This is a genomic window from Sorangium sp. So ce295 (assembly GCF_051527405.1).
Taxonomy (GTDB): domain Bacteria; phylum Myxococcota_A; class Polyangia; order Polyangiales; family Polyangiaceae; genus Sorangium; species Sorangium cellulosum_B.
Genome location: NZ_CP150324.1, coordinates 4,774,547 through 4,791,385 on the forward strand (window position 1 = coordinate 4,774,547; position 16,839 = coordinate 4,791,385).

At 71.5% G+C, this 16,839-nt stretch carries 9 protein-coding genes; 2 read left to right on the top strand and 7 right to left on the bottom strand.

Annotated elements, in window-relative coordinates:
• The first annotated feature begins 153 nt into the window (after positions 1 to 153).
• Positions 154 to 2,544, top strand: coding sequence for an McrB family protein (locus WMF11_RS18020; RefSeq protein ID WP_437978324.1), 2,391 nt, complete (start codon positions 154 to 156; stop codon positions 2,542 to 2,544).
• The gene (locus WMF11_RS18025; protein WP_437978325.1) at positions 2,541 to 4,127 is read left to right on the top strand and encodes a DUF2357 domain-containing protein; all 1,587 of its coding nucleotides are present in this window, start codon (positions 2,541 to 2,543) and stop codon (positions 4,125 to 4,127) included. The genes WMF11_RS18020 and WMF11_RS18025 overlap by 4 nt, the downstream gene beginning before the upstream one ends.
• A gap of 177 nt (positions 4,128 to 4,304) precedes the next feature.
• Here the strand turns inward: WMF11_RS18025 and WMF11_RS18030 are convergent, their stop codons facing one another.
• The 7 genes from WMF11_RS18030 to WMF11_RS18060 form a co-directional block, all read right to left on the bottom strand.
• The gene (locus WMF11_RS18030) at positions 4,305 to 5,327 is read right to left on the bottom strand and encodes a zinc-dependent alcohol dehydrogenase family protein (RefSeq protein ID WP_437978326.1); all 1,023 of its coding nucleotides are present in this window, start codon (positions 5,325 to 5,327) and stop codon (positions 4,305 to 4,307) included.
• A 251-nt stretch (positions 5,328 to 5,578) separates the two neighbouring features.
• A complete protein-coding gene (locus WMF11_RS18035) occupies positions 5,579 to 7,072 on the bottom strand; it encodes a hypothetical protein (RefSeq protein ID WP_437978327.1) in 1,494 nt (497 codons plus the stop codon).
• Between the two features lie 6 nt (positions 7,073 to 7,078).
• Entirely contained in the window at positions 7,079 to 8,410 is a 1,332-nt protein-coding gene (locus WMF11_RS18040; protein WP_437978328.1) for a hypothetical protein, read from the bottom strand.
• Positions 8,407 to 9,369 carry a hypothetical protein gene (locus WMF11_RS18045; RefSeq protein ID WP_437978329.1) on the bottom strand — a complete coding sequence of 321 codons (963 nt, stop codon included), beginning with the start codon at positions 9,367 to 9,369 and terminating at the stop codon, positions 8,407 to 8,409. The genes WMF11_RS18040 and WMF11_RS18045 overlap by 4 nt, the downstream gene beginning before the upstream one ends.
• A complete protein-coding gene (locus WMF11_RS18050; protein ID WP_437978330.1) occupies positions 9,369 to 11,909 on the bottom strand; it encodes a type VI secretion system Vgr family protein in 2,541 nt (846 codons plus the stop codon). Before WMF11_RS18050 ends, WMF11_RS18045 begins: the two co-directional genes overlap by 1 nt.
• A 5-nt stretch (positions 11,910 to 11,914) precedes the next feature.
• The gene (locus tag WMF11_RS18055) at positions 11,915 to 12,829 is read right to left on the bottom strand and encodes a hypothetical protein (RefSeq protein WP_437978331.1); all 915 of its coding nucleotides are present in this window, start codon (positions 12,827 to 12,829) and stop codon (positions 11,915 to 11,917) included.
• Position 12,830: 1 nt separating this feature from the next.
• A complete protein-coding gene (locus WMF11_RS18060) occupies positions 12,831 to 16,826 on the bottom strand; it encodes a DUF6531 domain-containing protein (RefSeq protein ID WP_437978332.1) in 3,996 nt (1,331 codons plus the stop codon).
• Positions 16,827 to 16,839 lie beyond the last annotated feature (13 nt).

Consider the following 16,839-nt stretch of genomic DNA (forward strand, 5'->3'; position numbering starts at 1 on the left):
ATCCACCGGCGCAGCATAGCGGGACCGGGCGGTGACCTGTCGAGGGCGAAGAGGTCTCTCGGGGGCGCCTCGGTCGCCGCTCCGCAGCGCCGTCGTTCCTGCCACCCGTCGCGGTGGTTGCAGCCAGCGCTTCACACGAGCCCATGTGCGAGGATGCGCGACGGCAAGCGCCAGCGTCTCGGATACGTCCGGGATCTTGCGCGACCTTTCCGCCGTCCGCTACCGTCGCAGCGCATCGTCATGCTGACCGACGAACAGCTCACCGCCGTCTGGAAGGGCTTCACCCCACCTGCCGGGTGGGCGAAGTGGCAAAGAGACTACCTCGACGTCCTGCGCTGGGCGCGCGACCTCCCTGAGTCGGAGCTGCGGACCGAAGCCGCGCAGAGGAAGCTCTGGAACGCCCGCGCGATCACCCCCGCCGGCTACGGCGACGCCATCAACATCGACGCGCTCCTCGCCGACCCCGAGTTTGTGGACGCCATCGTCGGCCTGCGTGGGCGCGCCTTTTCGTCCGACGTCGCCGTCCGCGCCGCGGAGATCCAGGGCGAGTACGAGCGCATCCTCGGCATGGCCGTGGCGCGCGAGGTCAAGCCCAGGCCGCACGCCAAGCTCCAGCGGCTGGTCGGCGCGCTCGTGCCAGCCGAGCTGAGCTGCGTGCTCAGCTACGATGCCGTCCGGAATATAGCGAAGCTCCTCCTGGGGGACGCGAACGATCCCCCGATCGTTGCCCAGGTGAAGATGCGCGCGCGGCTCCGGGCCGTGCTCGGCGAGGAGAAGACCCTGGCCGAGCACGTGCAGCGCTCGACCTTCTGCTGGTGGCTCCACGAGAACTACGAACGGCTCTCGGCTGGGCGGATGCCGCCGTGGAAAAGCGACGAGCCTGCCGACGGCGGAGGAGCGATGCCCCCGCCCGACGACAAGCTGCCTCCGCTCCGGGTCTGGCCCTTCGCCAAGCAGTACGTGGGCTATCTCGCGGTGCGCAACTTCGCCGGCGCGTACCGCGCCGTGGTGCAAGCGGCGCTCCCGGGGCTCTCGCAAGACGACCTCGTGGGGGTGCTCCAGGCGAGCGGAAGCTTCGACAAAGTCCCGGCGCCGACGCTGCGCCAGCTCATCATCCGCGCCAAGGGCCTCGGGTTCATCGAGCAGCGCGACGGTCTGCTCTACGCCACGAAGGATGGCGACGAGCTGTTGGGCAGCGAGCAGCCGGACATCCTCATTGACCGCCTCATCGAGCGCGTCTTCGGCTTTGCCCATCTCCTCCGGTACGTCGACGAGCATCGAGGGGCGACCGACGCGGCCATTGTCGACGCTCTGCAGAAGATCTATCCCGCCTGGACCACCGCGGGGGTTCCCAACGATCTCCGGAACTGGAGCCTCTATCTCGGCCTGCTCAAGCGCGACCAAGACGGCGGCCTCCAGCTGACGGAGTATGGCGCTGCCCGGGCCGCCCGGCTTCCGAAGGAGCTCCCGAAGCCTCCGGCAGGGGAGATCATCGATACCAGCCCCCCCGGGGCCACGACTGCCGTCGAGGCGAAGGAGATCCCGTATCCCGCCTTTGAGGATATCCTCGCGCGCTTCAAGTCCGATCCGGAGATCGCCGACTTCGTCTTCGAGGACCGCCAGCTCGCGAGCCTCCACGCGGCGTGGCGCAGCAATCCACGCAAGCGCTTCGTGCTCCTCTCCGGCCTCTCGGGCACCGGCAAGACCGCCGTCACCCTGTGTTATTCGCGCGCGGTCTGCGAGCTGATGGGGCTCTCCGTCGCCGAGCACCGGGAGATCGTGCCCGTCTCGCCCGACTGGCGGGACCCCTCGGGGCTGCTCGGGTACTTCAACGCACTGCACGCCAATCCGACCTTCCAGGCCGAGCCGGCGCTCCGCCTCGTCCTGCGCGCCGCCGCCGACCCGGGGCGCCCCTATTTCCTCGTCCTCGACGAGATGAACCTCGCCCGCGTCGAGCGCTATTTCGCGCCGTTCCTCTCGGCCATGGAGACGGGCAAGGATCTCGTGCTCCACGCCAATGGCGCCGAGGTCAACGACGTTCCGCCGCGTGTCCCCTGGCCGGCGAACCTCTACATCGCGGGCACCGTCAACATGGACGAGACGACCCATCCGTTCAGCGACAAGGTGCTGGACAGGGCCTTCACGCTCGAATTCTGGGAAGTGGATCTCGAGCGCTTCTTCGAGCGCGCCGCGACCAAGAGCCCGGGCAAGCGGCTCCCGGACGTGGAGGCGGTGCTGATCGAGCTGCACGGTGCCATGCGCGCGGTCCGTCGTCACTTCGGCTACCGCACGGCCGGCGAGGTGCTCGCGTTCATGCGCGCCGTCTCGGAGCTGGGCGGCGCGGCGCAGGCGACGTTCCTCGATCAGGCCGTGTTCTCGAAGGTGCTGCCGCGCCTGCGCGGGGAGGACACGCCGGCGTTCAAGGGCGCGCTCGAGACCCTCCAGGGGATCTGCAAGCGCCGCGGCCTCACGATGTGCGAGGCCAAGCTCGCGACGATGATGGATCTGCTCAAGCGCACGGGCGTGACCCGGTTCTGGGCATGAGCCTCCAGGTCCGCGACGCGGACGGCCTGGACCAGCACATCGTCGACGGCGTCCTGCACCTCGAAGAGGCGAGGACCTACCACGTCGACGCGCCTCCTGGTGCCGGCGCGCCGCGGGCGTGGCTCGGACCGCTGGAGCTGCCCTGGAGCCAGGAGCGCGGGTCGTTCACGCTCGAGGTGCGCCACTGGGTCGGCTCGGCGGTGCTCAAGGTGGCGCACGACGCCCGGGAGACGGAGGTCGCCGTCCAGGTGGCCCCGCGCGATGAGAAGCTCTCCGACGGGGCATGGCTCGCGCTCCTCGCGGACCTGGAGACGTGGTCGCCGGGCCTGGCCATCGGCCTCGAGGGCGGCGGCGTCGGCGCCGTCCAGTCGGAGGGCACCACGGCGACTGTTTTAGCCATAGCGCTGCTGCCGCTGGTGCCGGCGCTCGTCCGCGCCGTTCAGGCCATCGCCGCGGCGCCGCGGGAGCTCGCGGCATCCACGCGCGAGGACGTCCCGTTGCGAGGCGTGCGTCGCGCGGATCGGGAGACGCTCCACTGGCTGGCGAGGCATCCGGCGGCTGCACGTGCGGTGGATCCCTGGTTGGCTGCTCGCGCCGGCGAGCAGGACCCGTACGTGCCGCAGGACATAACGCACGAGACCGTCGATCACCCGGTGAACCGCTACGTTGCCTGGCTCGTCGGGCGGGTCGCTCGCGTGCTCGACGACCTCAGCGTCGTGCTTGGCGACGCCGCGGTCAAACGACGCCTGCAGCCGGACACCGCGCAATGGTGCCGTGCACGAGCTCGCGCGGCCGCAGGCGCGGCGGACGAGCTGTCAACCACGCTGCGACGGACGTTTCTCGGGTCTCTGACGCCCATGCCCGCCACCGAGGCCGCGCTCCTTGCGGTGCAGGACGATCCTGTCTACGCCCGCGCCCACGCGCTGGCTCGGCCCTTCCTGTCGCCGCGATTCCGCCTGCGCGAGTCGCTGGCCGGCGGTGAAGCCCCGGTGCGCCCGAGCTTCGAGCTTTACGAGCTGTGGACACTGCTCGCCGTCCAGCGGGCGCTCGCCGGGATCCTCGACGGGTGGACGTGGACCTGGAAGCAGGGGCGGGAGAACGATCTGCTCGCCGGCTTCGGGACGGGGGCCGCGTTCACCGCGAGGCGTCCGAACGACGGGGCGCGGCTCGAACTCCATTACAATATGACGTTCCCCGGATACCTCGCCCGGGGGATCTCGGACCGATACAGCATCTCCGGCGAGCGCCGACCCGATATCGTGATCTCGTTCGAGTCGCCAGATGAGCCGCATTCGTGGATTTGTCTGGACGCCAAGTACCGGGTACGTCGTCAGGCGCTCGCGGATTCCTTCGCCTCGCTCCACATTTATCGTGACGCGCTGAGGTGGGAGACGTTTGGCGGTCGATGCCGCGGCGGGCTGCTCCTCGTCCCAGCCATCGATCCCGAATGTCAGCCTTGGTTCGCGGGCGAGTTCCGCGAGCGGTTCCGCATCGGGGCCTGGCGGCTGACGCCCGGGGAGCCACCGGACCTCGACCTGGCGAAGCTCATTCTCGCCATGGGAGGTCGAGCCGTCCGAGCGTAGGCGCCAGCGGCGGGGGCGGGCCTGGCCGCCACAACCGCTCTCGCGGGGAACGCCGTCGATCACGCTACATCGCGCAGCTCCGGACGAGTCGCTGTCAGCCCGCCGTCTCCGGCGCCTGATCGAGCGCGGCGCCGTGCCGCGCTTTGGCGCGATGACAGGCCCTCGCGGTCGCTTCGTTCAGTCGAGCCCGATCACCACCTTCCCGAAGTGCTTCCCCGCGGCGAGCTTCGCGAGCGCCTCGTTCGCCCGCTCGATCGGAAAGACCTCATCAACCACCGGCCGGATCCCATGCAGCTCGAGCGCCGCCCCGAGCTCCACGGTCGCCTGCCGCGACCCCACCATGGTCCCCTCGACGCGGATCGCCCGGAACAGGATCGGCATCGGATCGATCTGGCTCCCAACCCCGCTGAGCAGCCCGATCAAGCTCACTACGCCCCCCGTCTTCACCGCCTGCATCGACCTCGGCAGCGTCCCCGCGCCGCCCACCTCGATCACCCGATCCACCCCTTCGCCGCCCGTCAACCGCAGCACCTCTTCATGCCACTCCGGCTGCTTCCGGTAGTCGATCGCCTCGGTCACTCCGAGCGCGCGCAGCCGCTCGATCTTCGCCGCGCTGGACGAGGTGGCGATCACGCGCAGCCCCGCCGCGCGCGCCAGCTGCGCCGCGAACAGCGACACCCCGCCGGTCCCCTGGACAAGCACCGTCCCCCCCGGCGCCGGCCGCGGCCCTGACTCGAACAGCGCGGTCCACGCCGTCACCCCGGCGCAGGTCAGCGTCGCCGCCTCGTTGAACCCGAGGTGCGCCGGCGCGCGGACAATCGCGTCCTCCCCGAACACCACGAGCTCCGCGAGCACCCCGTCGTTCCCGCCCGCACCGAGCGTCGCAGCGCTGTACTCCCTCCGGAACGGCCCCGAGGCCCACGCCGGGAAGAACGTCGAGATCACGCGATCTCCCTCCTTCCAGCGCCGCACGCCCGCTCCAACCGCGACCACCTCGCCCGCCGCATCGCTCAGCGGGACAAGCTCCTCCTTGCGCTCACCGCCGTACCGGCCGCGCACGACCATGAGGTCACGGTAGTTGAGCGACGCGGCGCGGACGCGCACGAGCACCTGGCCCGGACCGGGCCTGGGTGCGGGGCGCTCGGCGAGCGTCCATGCGTCCGACTCCGAGGCGTTCTTCCGAATGATGACAGTCTTCATGGCGTGTCCTCCAATCTTCCCTGGACACCCCATCCGTAGATCCGTTCCTCCGCGTGCAGTAGTCCGCGCGAGGGAACGTTACCTGTGCCATTTCAGCACAGATCATGGTCTCGCTTGCCGCGATCGAGCTGCTCGTCGCCGCCCACTGTCGAGACCGGGAGCTTCTCGCGCGCCGCGCGCCGCGCACCGCGCACCGCGCGCCGCGCACCGCGCACCGCGCGCCGCGCACCGCGCACCGCGCACCTGCACGATCACGGCTTGCTCGTGTTGCGGAGGCGCCACGCTCGGTACGAGGCACGGGCCGCCTCGAACGCGCTGCGCTCGGCGGCGTTCTGGGCGAGCCTCGCCGTCCAGGTGGCGTCCACGAGCGTCCTCTGCGCGGGCGTGAGGCCGTAGCGACGGAGCGTTTCCGGGGTGCGCTCCGGATCGAGCGAGAGATCGACGGTGAGCGACGCGTACTGCTCCAGCGAGAGCTGACCGGCGCCGCCTTGCGGCTCGGCGCTTGCGGTCGGCCTCGGCTTGGCGCTCGCGGTCGGCCTCTGCGCGGGCGAGGAACCGGCCAGGAACGGCAGGATGGGCGACATCACGACCTCGCCCGGATCGACGGTCCTGTTGAAGTCGACGCGCCGCTCGGCGGCCGGAGGGTTGGGCGCCTGCACGATGGCCGGCTGTCGTGGGGACGAGCGCTCGGGAGCGTGTTGTCCCGCCTTGGCGCGGGCTGCCTGGTAACGATCCACCGCGACCTTCACGCGGCCCCTGAGCGCGGCGTCCGCGTCGACTCGACCCTTCCAGTACTGAAACGCCTGCGCCCGTTGCGCAGGCGTCAGCTGGTGTTTCTCGCAGAGCTGCGCCTCCGTCATGCCGAAGAGCGTGTGGTCGGCGAGCATCACCGCATACCGCTCCAGCGGGATGGGCGGCGGTGCCTCTTCCGCCTTCGCCTGACCCGGCGGGGCGGGCCGCTGGAACGGCAGGCCTTCCGGGAACGGGACGGCCGAAACCGCCACGGTCGTCCCCATCTGGATGCTCCCCGGGGCAGCACGAGCGTCGCGCATCGACGGAGGCGGCGGCGACGGAGGCGGCGGCGACCGAGGCGCCTCCACGATCTCGCGCGCGACCTGCGCCTGAACCACCGCGGGTGGCTGCACGACCTGCTGCGCCACGACCTGCTGCGCCACGACGGCCGGCGTCACGACCGCCGGCGAGGCCACGACCGCCGGCGACGCCACGACTGGCGCCGGCGCCGGCGCCGGCTCCGCGTCCGTCGCGGCGAGCAGCGGCGAAGGCGTCCTCGTCAGGGCAGGGCAGTCCTCGAGAGCGCCCTCCATGTGGCCTCGAAGCGTCGCGGCGAGCATCTCCTCCAGAAGGACGCGGTTCGCCCAGCCCGCCTCGATGCGCGCGTACGTCCCGAGATCGAGGTCGTGGCGCGCGAGGAATGCGATCGGCTCCGCCGCGGTCACGAAGTGCCGGCGGAAATGGGCCCACGCGCGGACATCCGACTCGATGGGCTCGAACGTCGGCTCGAACCGCCGCTTCGCGGTCAGCAGGGCGGCGTCGAAGGCCACAAGCACGGCGAGATCCGACGCCGCGCTCTCGTCGATCCTGGCCTGCCATTGCTCGGAAGCCTGCTCCCACGCCGCCGGAGCGACGCCGGCGTGCGCGAGGGCTCGCCGCAGGTCGAGCCCCGCCCCGAGGCCGGCCATCACGGCAGCGTACGATTCCAGCGAGATGACCGTCTCCTGTGACATAAGCCCTCAGCGCGCGAGGCGAGCCAGATCGGACAAGGCTCCTTCCAATGTCGCCCCGAACGCGTCCCACGCCACCTGCGCCGGTCGGCCGGCCCGCGCGAGGAGCTCGTCGGCGCGCACGCGCAAGGCCTCGGCGGACAGGTCCGGGCGCCTCATCTCCTCGAGCACCGATCGCGGAGAATGAGGCTCGCCCCCCCGGAGGCGCGTCGGCGCGGCGGTCGCGGGGAGGGACGCGATCGCCTCCTCCCACGCCTTCACGGAGGGCAACGCGACGCGCGATCCGAGCGCGGTCACGAGCGCGCCGTGCGCGTCCTCGTGGAGCTCGTCGCTCCCCAGCTCCGCGAGGAGGCGCGGAAACAGGGAAGGCAGCCCGATCCGCCCCATGGCGTCCAGCGTGCGCGGGGTCGTGGGAAACCCCGCCGCGAGATCGCGCGCGAGGGCCTGATCGCCCGCATCCCCCGCGAGCGCGATCACGTCGATCGCGTACGGGCCGAGCGCGGCGACGGCGCGAGGATCCATGCTCCGTACCCGGTGCAGCGGCTCGACGTCCCGCTGGAGGATGCGCGCGCGCGCCACCTCGTGGGCGAACGCAGGGGTCGCCACGTCGAGCCACGACGCGCGGCCCGGCGCGGCGGGCGCGGCGTCACGCGGCGCCCGCGAGAGATACCGCTCGAGGGCCGCCTGGACAATGGGGCTCTGCGCCCGCCCCAGGGCGACGAGCGCGTCCCCCGGGAGCTCGCCGGGAGGCGTCCCCTCGAGCGCGATCGCGGAGAGGACCGGCTGCTCCAGGCGCGCCGCCCAGCGCCGCGCGCGCTCGCGCAGATCCGCGCTCGGCTGGGTCGCTATCGCGTCGGCGAGCTCGACGATGCCTCGGTAGGTGGGGAAGGCCGAGCCGTCCAGGGACGTGAGCCACGCCTCGAACGCGTCCTCCACGCCATGCACCTCCAGGCAGCCGAAGAGGACCGCCAGCGCCCACAAGGTGCCCGGGTGATCGAGGTCCGCCTCCTCCGCGAACGCGGCGAGCTCGACGGGCGTCAGCCCGGCCTCCGCGAGCGCGTCGATGTGCGCGAGGAGGCGGCGCGCGGCCTCGGGCCGATCGAGGTGCGGCCCCGCGCGGTGATCGGCCCCCAGCACCAGCGCCCGCTCCAGGAGACCGGTCCGCACGTGCCGCTGCCAGAGCGCCACGGTGAGCTCCGCTGCCCGCTCGGCGTCGAGGCGGACCTCGCCTTGCCACGCGAGCGCGTGCAGATCCCGATCCGCGGGCGGCGGCTCTCGCTCGGTGAGGGGCGGGGAGGGGAGCACCCGCCGGAGCCCAGCAGAAGCCTGCCGGACGCTCATGACCGCTCGTCTCCCACGAGCGCGGCGCCCACGGTTCCATCGGGCGATCGGGCCCAGGCCAACGCGACACGCTCGCGCGCCGGCCCGGGGAGAGGGAGCCCGTGCCGCAGCCAGGCCAGCGCGAAGACCGCCGACATCAGGCCTGCGGCGCTGCCGAGCGCGCCGATCTGCCCCTCGAAGCTCGGCATCTCCGCGCGCTGCAGCCGCGCGTGGTGACGCACGGAGGCGAGATGGAAATCGCGGATCCGGAGCGGATCCACGTCGCGAGGGCCGACGACGAGCGGCACCGTCGGACGGAGCCGGAGCGCCGCGAACACGCGCGTGAGCGCGGCGCCGTCCGTGGGCAGATCGTTGTCGTCGCGCGCCTCGCTCTCCGCGACGGCGTACGAGTGCACCTTGCCCGCGAGCGGCGCCTGCGCGCCCGCGACGAGCCGCATCGCGGCGGCGCCCTCCGAGGGGGGCAGCGGGTTGCGCGTGAAGGCCGAATAGCGCATCTCGAGCCACCGCTCGATGTCCGGCCGGTGGATCCGGGAGTCGACGGCGAGCACCACCACCTCTGGATCCTGCCGGAGGACATCTTCCGCCTCCTTCAGGGCCATCACATACCCCGCTGCCCCCGATCGCTGGCTCACGACGGCGTGACCCGCGAGCGTCAGGAACCGCGCGACGTCCGCCTCGCCCTCCAGCGCCTCGCGGGGCGCGACGAGGAGGATGGGTGTCTTCCTCGACCCGGGCGCCGCGCGCGCGAGGGCCTGCTTCGCGAGCAGGCGGATCCGCGACGACCACGGGCGTGAAGCGGCGATCCACGGGCAGTGGTGGACGGGGAGGGCCTCCCCGTCGCGGGTCGTGAACGCGCCGCTCGCGTGCGGATTGACCTCCGCTCGATGGAAGAAGACGTGCTCGCTCGGGCTCGACCCGAGCGGCGAGACAAGGGCGATCTCGGCGACGGAGAGCGCCATCAGCCGGCGTTCTCCTTGCCAGTGTGCTGGGTCTCGCCGTTGATGGTGATCGTCGCGGACTCGAGGGTGAGCCCGCCGCCGTGCACCGAGACCGTGGACGCGCCGTCGCCGACGTCGAACACCACGGTGCCGCCGTCGAGCGTGATGGCCCCACCCGCCTGGATCGACAGCGCGCCGCCGGCCTTCACGGCGAACTCCGCGCCGGCATCGAGCTGGATGGCGCCGCCCGCCTTGAGGGTATGGGCGGTCTTGACGTTGCGCCCGAGCCCGGCCCTCGCCCGGAGGGAGGTCGCCGCCGCGGTGTCCGCCGACGCGGCCATCGTGAGGCGCGAGATGCGGACGGCGGAGGTGGCGTGGCTCCCTCCGATGGCGAAGCTCGATGCGCCGAGGGTCGTCCACTTGAGAGATCCCGGCGTCTGGATGGCGTGGACGGCGCCGATCACCTCGGTGGTCGTGCCGTTCACGACCAGCTTCCGGTGCCCCGGCGCGGCGGCGGCCGCACCGGCGCCCGCGCCGCCGGGGCCCGCAGCGCCGCCTCCGCCCTGCTGTTCGGCCGCGCGTTGCTGGGCCTGCTCGGACCACGGCGTGAGCCCGGCGCTGTCCGCGGCCGCGACGATGGCGTCGCCGCCGGGGATCCGACCGGCGACCTCGCCAAGGCCCGTCCGCACCGCGGCCGTTCCCAGGCCGCTCCACCCGCCTCGACGGTATCCCTCGCCCAGCGCCTTTCCCCAGGTGTAGCCCCTCGAGAGGGCCGCGCCGACCCCGGGGATCTGGCCGACCCCGGCCAGCACCGCCGATTCCGCGAAACCCTTGAGCCCGCTGATCGGATCACCCACCTGCTCGATGAGGTTCGCGCCGATCGAGACGGTCTCGCTCCCCACCTTCGTCATGCCGGTGGCGTTGATCGTGATGTCCTGATTGCCACCCACGGAAGCCGTCTGGCTGTCGACGCCGACCGTCCACGCGTTCTCGAGCGACAGCGTCTCATTGCCGCCGATCTGCCACGATTGCGCTCCCTTGATGTGGATGTTCTCGAACCCCACGGTCTGGTTCTGCATGTCGGCCCCGACCGTCGTCGTCTTGCCGAAGCCGGCGTTCCACACCATGTGCTGCCGCCCGGCGGCGTCCTCCAGCGTGATCATGTTGGCCTTGCCGCCGCCGGGAGAGCTCACCGTGCCGAACGCCGTCATCGTCTTGTTGGCGGGCAACCCGAACGCTGGCAGCTGCCGGCCGTTGAAGGAGCGCCCGAGCACGTAGGGCCGATCCGGATCGCCGTCCTCGAAGCCCACAAGGACCTCCCAGCCCACGCGCGGGACGAGCATGGACCCCGGGAGATGGGCCTGCATCACGCGGACTGGCAGGCTCGCGGTCTCGTCCTTCGGGCCCCCGCGATCCCAGGGAAACGTGACGCGCACGCAGCCGGCCGCGTCGGTGTGGATCTCCTCGCCGCTCGCCCCGGTCACCGTGGCGCTCAGGATCCCCGGGACGCGCGGGCGAGGGGTGGCACGCGGGAGCCTGTACGGCACGCCGAGCGGGATCGCCTTCACGGACATCCGGCCTTCCGGCTCGCCCGCGCGCCACGTCAGCGAGGTCTCGACGACGAAGTACTTGCCGCTCGGCGCCAGCCCCACGGCGAGCGTCGCGTCCGCCTCGAACTGCACGCCGGGGCGGAGCTCGAGGGCGGTCGTGTCGAACTCGAGCACATCGGCGTCGGCCCGCAGCGCCTCGAGCCGCAGCGTCGCCTCGCGCTCCCCCTCGCCGTCGGTCCGGAACCGGCCGGGCGCCTGGTAGACCTCCACGGCCTTCTCGGGATCGACCCCGCCCTCGGCCCTGGCCTCGAGCTTCACGGCCGGCCTGGCCGGGTCGTGATCGCGGAGGGCCACCTTGCCGGGCCGGCGCCTGCGGATCTGCCTGGGGGCGAAGGCCACGCGCTGCCCCGGAACCAGGCCCGATCCATCGACGAACATCAGGGGATCCGACAGGCCGTCGGGCGCCGCGTCGGACCGGTCGCACAGGACGAACGCGTCGAACCCTTCCTTCGGATCGAACCGGAAGAACAGGCCCTCTTCCTCGCAGATCCGGCGCAGGAAGACGGCGTCGGTCTCGTTCCACTGGGTCACGTGGTCGCGCTCGGGCGGCGGCTCTGCCTCGTTCACGAAGGCGTCGTCCCGGATTCCGACACCGGCGAGGAGCTCCTCCACGATCGCCGCGGCGGTCGTCTTGCGGAACACCCGCGCGTCCTTGCGCAGCGTCAGCCACTCGATGGCCGAGCGGACGTCGAGCGTGTAGAGCCGCTGCGCGCCCGGGTCCACGGTGGCGCTCGCGGTGATCCCGGCGACGATGCCGTGGTGCACCGCGGTCGCGCCGTCGTCGCCGCTGATCTCGATGCGCGCGGGCGTCCCCGTGAGGGCCTCGCAGTCGAGCGGCTCCGGCGCGGAGACGTCGATCTCGGCGCGCGTCGCGCCGCCGAGCGCGCTCGCGACCCGGAGCGCGATGGCGCGGGTCGTCGCCGGGGGATCGAGGGAGAGCGTGACGTGCATGGGAGTCAGCCCGAGCGCCTTCGTTCGGCCTTCGGGGGCCGCACGAGCAGCGCGTCCATCGCGGGGCCGAAGCAACGCCATCCGTGCTTCTCCCGCCGCCAGAGCTTGCCGTCGCCGGTGAGGACGTAGCCGGTGGCGCCCAGCCGCCAGCTCGTTCTCCGGTCCTCCTCCGCGAAGAGCTCTTCTTCGCGAAGCTCGCGGTCGAACCGAGGCTGCACCTGGTAAAGGGGGCCGAGGTGCTCCCCGGTCGCGCGGCAATACACCCTGTACCGGTCCGGGTGGTTCGCGGGAAAGGCTTCGGTCAGACGTGCCTCGGAGACGCCGAGGCGCGACGGCGGCCAGACGCCCGCGTCGACGAGCGTCTGCCTCGCGAAGCCGGGCGCGATCAGCTCCGCGGCGAGCCGGAGAGCGGTCAAGCTGCCGCCGTCGAACGCGGCTCCGATCCGCTGGAGCGCGCTCTTCAGCAGCGGCTCCAGGTGCCTCTCGCGCGTCTCACGGCTCAGCGCCCACCAGTCGATCAACCGGAGCCATTCTGCGCTGCGAAAGCGTCGGTCCACCGACCGGAGCTCCTTGAGCGCGCGTCCGAGGGGAGACTTCGGCGCGATCGACGGCGCGAGCGACTGTACGTGCGCTCGGTACTCCCGGAACGTCCTCGGCCGCACCACACCATCCCATGGGACCCCGTCGGCCTCGTCCGTCGTGACGCTGTGTGGATGACCGAGCACCCGGCTCCCCTTCAGCATCACCTCACACTCGCGAGGTCCATACGTGAGGAACTGAACCTCGCAGGGAGGCCCGGAGAGCTCGCCGTCGGTGAAGAAGAAGTCCGGGAAGCCAAGCTCCTGGTAGAGCTCGATCTCCGGCGCGCGGCGCGCGGCGAGCTCGTTCATGAAGTCGACGGTGGGCCGCGGCAGGCGCATATCAATGACCCTTGTGGGCGATGAGCCTCGCCAGAGCGGCTCTGACCTGTTCCATCCTCGCAGCCAGGGCCCTGTCGCTCGGGGTCCCTGTCGAGGCGCGCTGGATGCCCTCGGAGAGGTTCCGGAGCAGCTGCCATCGCCAGCCCGCGTCGGTCCTCAGCCTCTCCCTCGCGGTGTTGATCTCGGTCTGCACCGGTCCAGGTCTCCTCTCGGTGCCCGTGACACGCTCGAAGGTGACGTTGCCCCTGCCGTCGGTGCGGACTCCCAGCTCGACGCCCGGGTTGTTGGTGTAGAAGTGCGTGCCTTTCCCGTCGTTCCAGTCCTGGGTACCGGGGGAGTGCGGCTGCCATGGGTCATACGCCAGACCCAGGGGATCTACCGTCTCGGTCGGCGCCCCGCCGAACGCCATCAGGTTCAACCCGCCATGGATGTTGATGGGATCCGGCGAGAGCCACCTTCCACACGCCGGCTCGAAGTACCTGAACCTCGTGGAGCAGAGGCCCGTCTCGTCGTCCGCGACCTGGCCGAGGAGCCGGAACGGGCTCTCCACGGGCAACGTGTGCGGGTCCCGTTCGACCGACACGACGTCGCCCCACGCGCCGTGATGGGCTCGCCATGCCACGCGCCCGCGCTCATCCACGAGCTCCTTCGGCGTGCCGACCTGATCGACGACGACGCCGAAGACCATGCCCTGCTCGACCTGGAGCAGCGGCGTGAAGGTGCCGGGATCGTGGACGTGGAGCCGGGATCGCGGCCCCTGCGCCGTGACATGTCTCTCCTCGCACACGACGTCGCCGTCCCACAGGAAGTCGACCGACGCCTCCACCACCGCGCCTCCGCTCGCCCCGCCCTCGAGGGACGAGCGATCCCAGGGTGAAAGGACCGTCTTCCGGACCCGCCGGCCGAACGCGTCGTAGGTGAAGCGGACCCGCCTGCCGTCGGGGAGGACGACCTCCCTGAGCCGATCCCTGGTGTCCCAGCCGTAGATCGTGACCTTCTCGCCGCCGCCCGCGCCTCTCTCGATGCGCTGGATACGCCTGCCGCGACCGTCGACCCGATAGCGCGCGCCGCCCGCCGCTCTCAGCACGTTCCCCGGGCCGAGCGACCAGCGTCGCGCGACATCCGGTGATCCACCGCCGCGCACCGCGCCCACGAGGGAGCCCGTGGGGTCGTACTCGAACGCCTCCCGCAGCCTGCTGCTCGCCGCCTCCAGCAGCTGATCCGCGCGATCGTAGCGGTACGTCGTTGTGGTGCCGCCCTGCCCGTCGGGCCCGTCGCTCACCGACGTCAGGCGGCCTGCCGTGTCATGGCCATACCGCCGCCTCACAACCAGGCTCGCGGCGCCCTCCGCTTCCGTGGAGATCACCTGCTGCTGCACGAGCCGCCCCAGGGCGTCGTGGTCGTGCTCCAGTCGAAAGGCGCCGAAGTCGCGGCGCCGCTCCCGGCCCTCCCCGTCGCGCTGGATGGATACCCCCCGTCCTTCGTGCGTGATCCCCACGAGAAGATCGTCGTCGTCATAGCGGTACTCCGTCCGCTCGCCTCCCGGCGCGACGCGCGCCGTGCGCCGGCCGCATGCGTCGACTTCGTAGCGGATGGTGCGCCCGTCCTGGCGCTCGGCGACGACCTGCCCCAGGCTGTCACGCTCGATCTCCGTCACCACCTTCGCCGTGGCGTCGGCGCAGACCGCACGGACGATCCGCCCGAGCGCGTCGCGCTCGAACGTGATCTGGACGTCGGCCCCGCGGTCCTCCACGACGTTCCCGAGCTTGTCGTAGGCGAGCTCGCGCCATTCGCCGTCGGGATAGTCGATCCGCGCGACCCGCCCCCCACGATCGTGGCGGTACGTGATCAGCCGTCCATCGAAGGTCCGCTCCGACACCACGCGATCGGCGCGGTCGTACTCCAGGCGATAACGCTCGAGCAGCGCGTTGATGATCTCGATCGGCCGCTCGTCCGCGTCGTGCAGGAGGGCGACCACCTGCCCGTCCGGCGGGACGATCCTTGCCAGGTGCCCTGTTCCGCTGTACTCGAAGCGGGTCGTCCTGCCCGCTGCGTCGGTCGTGCTCGTGACGTTTCCCACCGGATCGTAGCTCGCCGTCAGGCGCGTGCCGTCGGCCCGCACAAGGGCGACCACCTGGCCGAGCCGATCGTGCTCGGTGCGCGTGACATGGCCCGACGCCTCGACCCGCGCCACGGGCCTGCCGAGCGCGTCGTGGTGGTACCAGGTCGTCTCGCCGCGCCCCGAGGTCTCCGACGCGAGGTTCCCGTGCTCATCGTAGGTGAACGTCGCGAGCGTGCCGTTCGGACCGAAGGCGCCGACGACGCGCCCGTCCGTGTCGCGCGTCAGGCTGAAGGACGCGCCCGTCGGGAGCGTGACGCTCATCAGCGCGCCATGCGCGTCGTACCGATAGCGCATCTCGCGGCCCGCAGCGTCGATCCGCCGCACAGGCGCGTCGGCCTCGATCTCCCACGCCGTGGCGTTGCCCGCCGGGTCAATCTCCTTCACGAGGTTCCCGCGCGCGTCGTGCTCGTACGTCATCGCCTCGCCGGCGGCGTTGCCCCGGCGGATGAGGAGCCCATCGCCATCGAGCTCGCGCTCCGACGCCCAGCCGCCGTCGAACGTCTCCTCGCGCACCACGATGCCGTCTTTCACGTGATATCGCCGCGCGCGGCTCGTGCCGTGGGTCCGCGCCTCGCCCGCGTCGTCGTCGGTCACCAGGCGGACGTCGTGGAGGCCCCCGTCGCCCCAGGTCCGCACGCACCGGCCTGTCTCCTCGTCGTACTCGTAGCGGAACGAGATCCCGTTCCGCGCCGTCGTCTTCACCATGCGGTGCAGACCGTCGTAGTCCCATCGCTTGACGTGCGAGAGCGCATTGGTGTGGGAGGCGAGCGTCCCCTCGACATGATAGTCGTAATCGAACCAGGTCTGGAGCGCAGGCGCCCCGTCGCTCCCCGGGGCGCGCGCCCAGACCTCGACGCGGACAACGCGGCCTTTCTCGTTGCTCATCACGCGGACGTCGCGGCCGCAGCTGCCGGCGATGCGCACGAGCGAGCTCCCGCGGTACTCGAGCTCGATCCGGTGCTGGTACGGATCGATGATCGCGGCGAGCGCGAAGCGGCCGTTCGGCAGCGCGCTGAACTCCCGGACGAGCCGGTCTTTCAGGCTCCGGACCTGGTAGCGCTTGCCCACGGCGCGGAGCTCCAGGCGCCGGCCCCGGTGGAAGCTGACCCTGTCCGGCGGCGGGACGGCGAAGTCGACAGGCAATCCCTCCTCGTCGTGGAGCCGGATCACCCGCTCGCTCGGCTGTATCCACTGCTCGAAGGAGTGCACCCAACCGCCCTTGCCGAGCGCCGTCGTCCTCCTGTGGTAGCCCGACGAGTACGTCCTCCGCCACACCAGCTCGATCGGTCCGGGCAGCCTCAGGTCCGTGCCCTCGTCGACGACGAAGCCGGTGCCGACGTCGATCGGATCACCGACGTTCGTCTGGTTGGCGCGCTCGGGGTGGAACGCGCGATAGTACTCCTCGTTGACCCTGTGCGCGTGGGCGGTCGACTTCGATGCTCGGGCGAGATCGACCTTGTTGAGCAGGGGAACGACCATCTGAGCGATGCTCTGCTCGGCGGTCAGCACGTTCATGTTCACGAGATCGCCGGTCCCGCACACGTTCTTGCCGGCCGCCTTCACGACCATCGAGCCCGTCTTCATGACGGCGATCTTCGTGTCGGCGTGCGTCACGAGGTCGCCGCCGGCGGTCTTCGACGGCGCGTTCGCGGGCGGGTCGACGCTCATCTGGCTGCCCTCGACCAGCGCCTGCGTGTCCCAGATCCAGTAGCTGGAGTTGTGCTCTGTCCCGGTCTTGTTGGCGCTGCGCGCCGTGTACAGGAACGGCGTCGGGACGGGGGGCGCCGGCGGGCTGACCGGGCTGATGGCGCCGGGCGCGACAGCGCCGTGGCCGCTCTTCTTGGTGGCGATCTCCTTCTTGCCGACGCTGCTCATCGTCGCTCCGGCG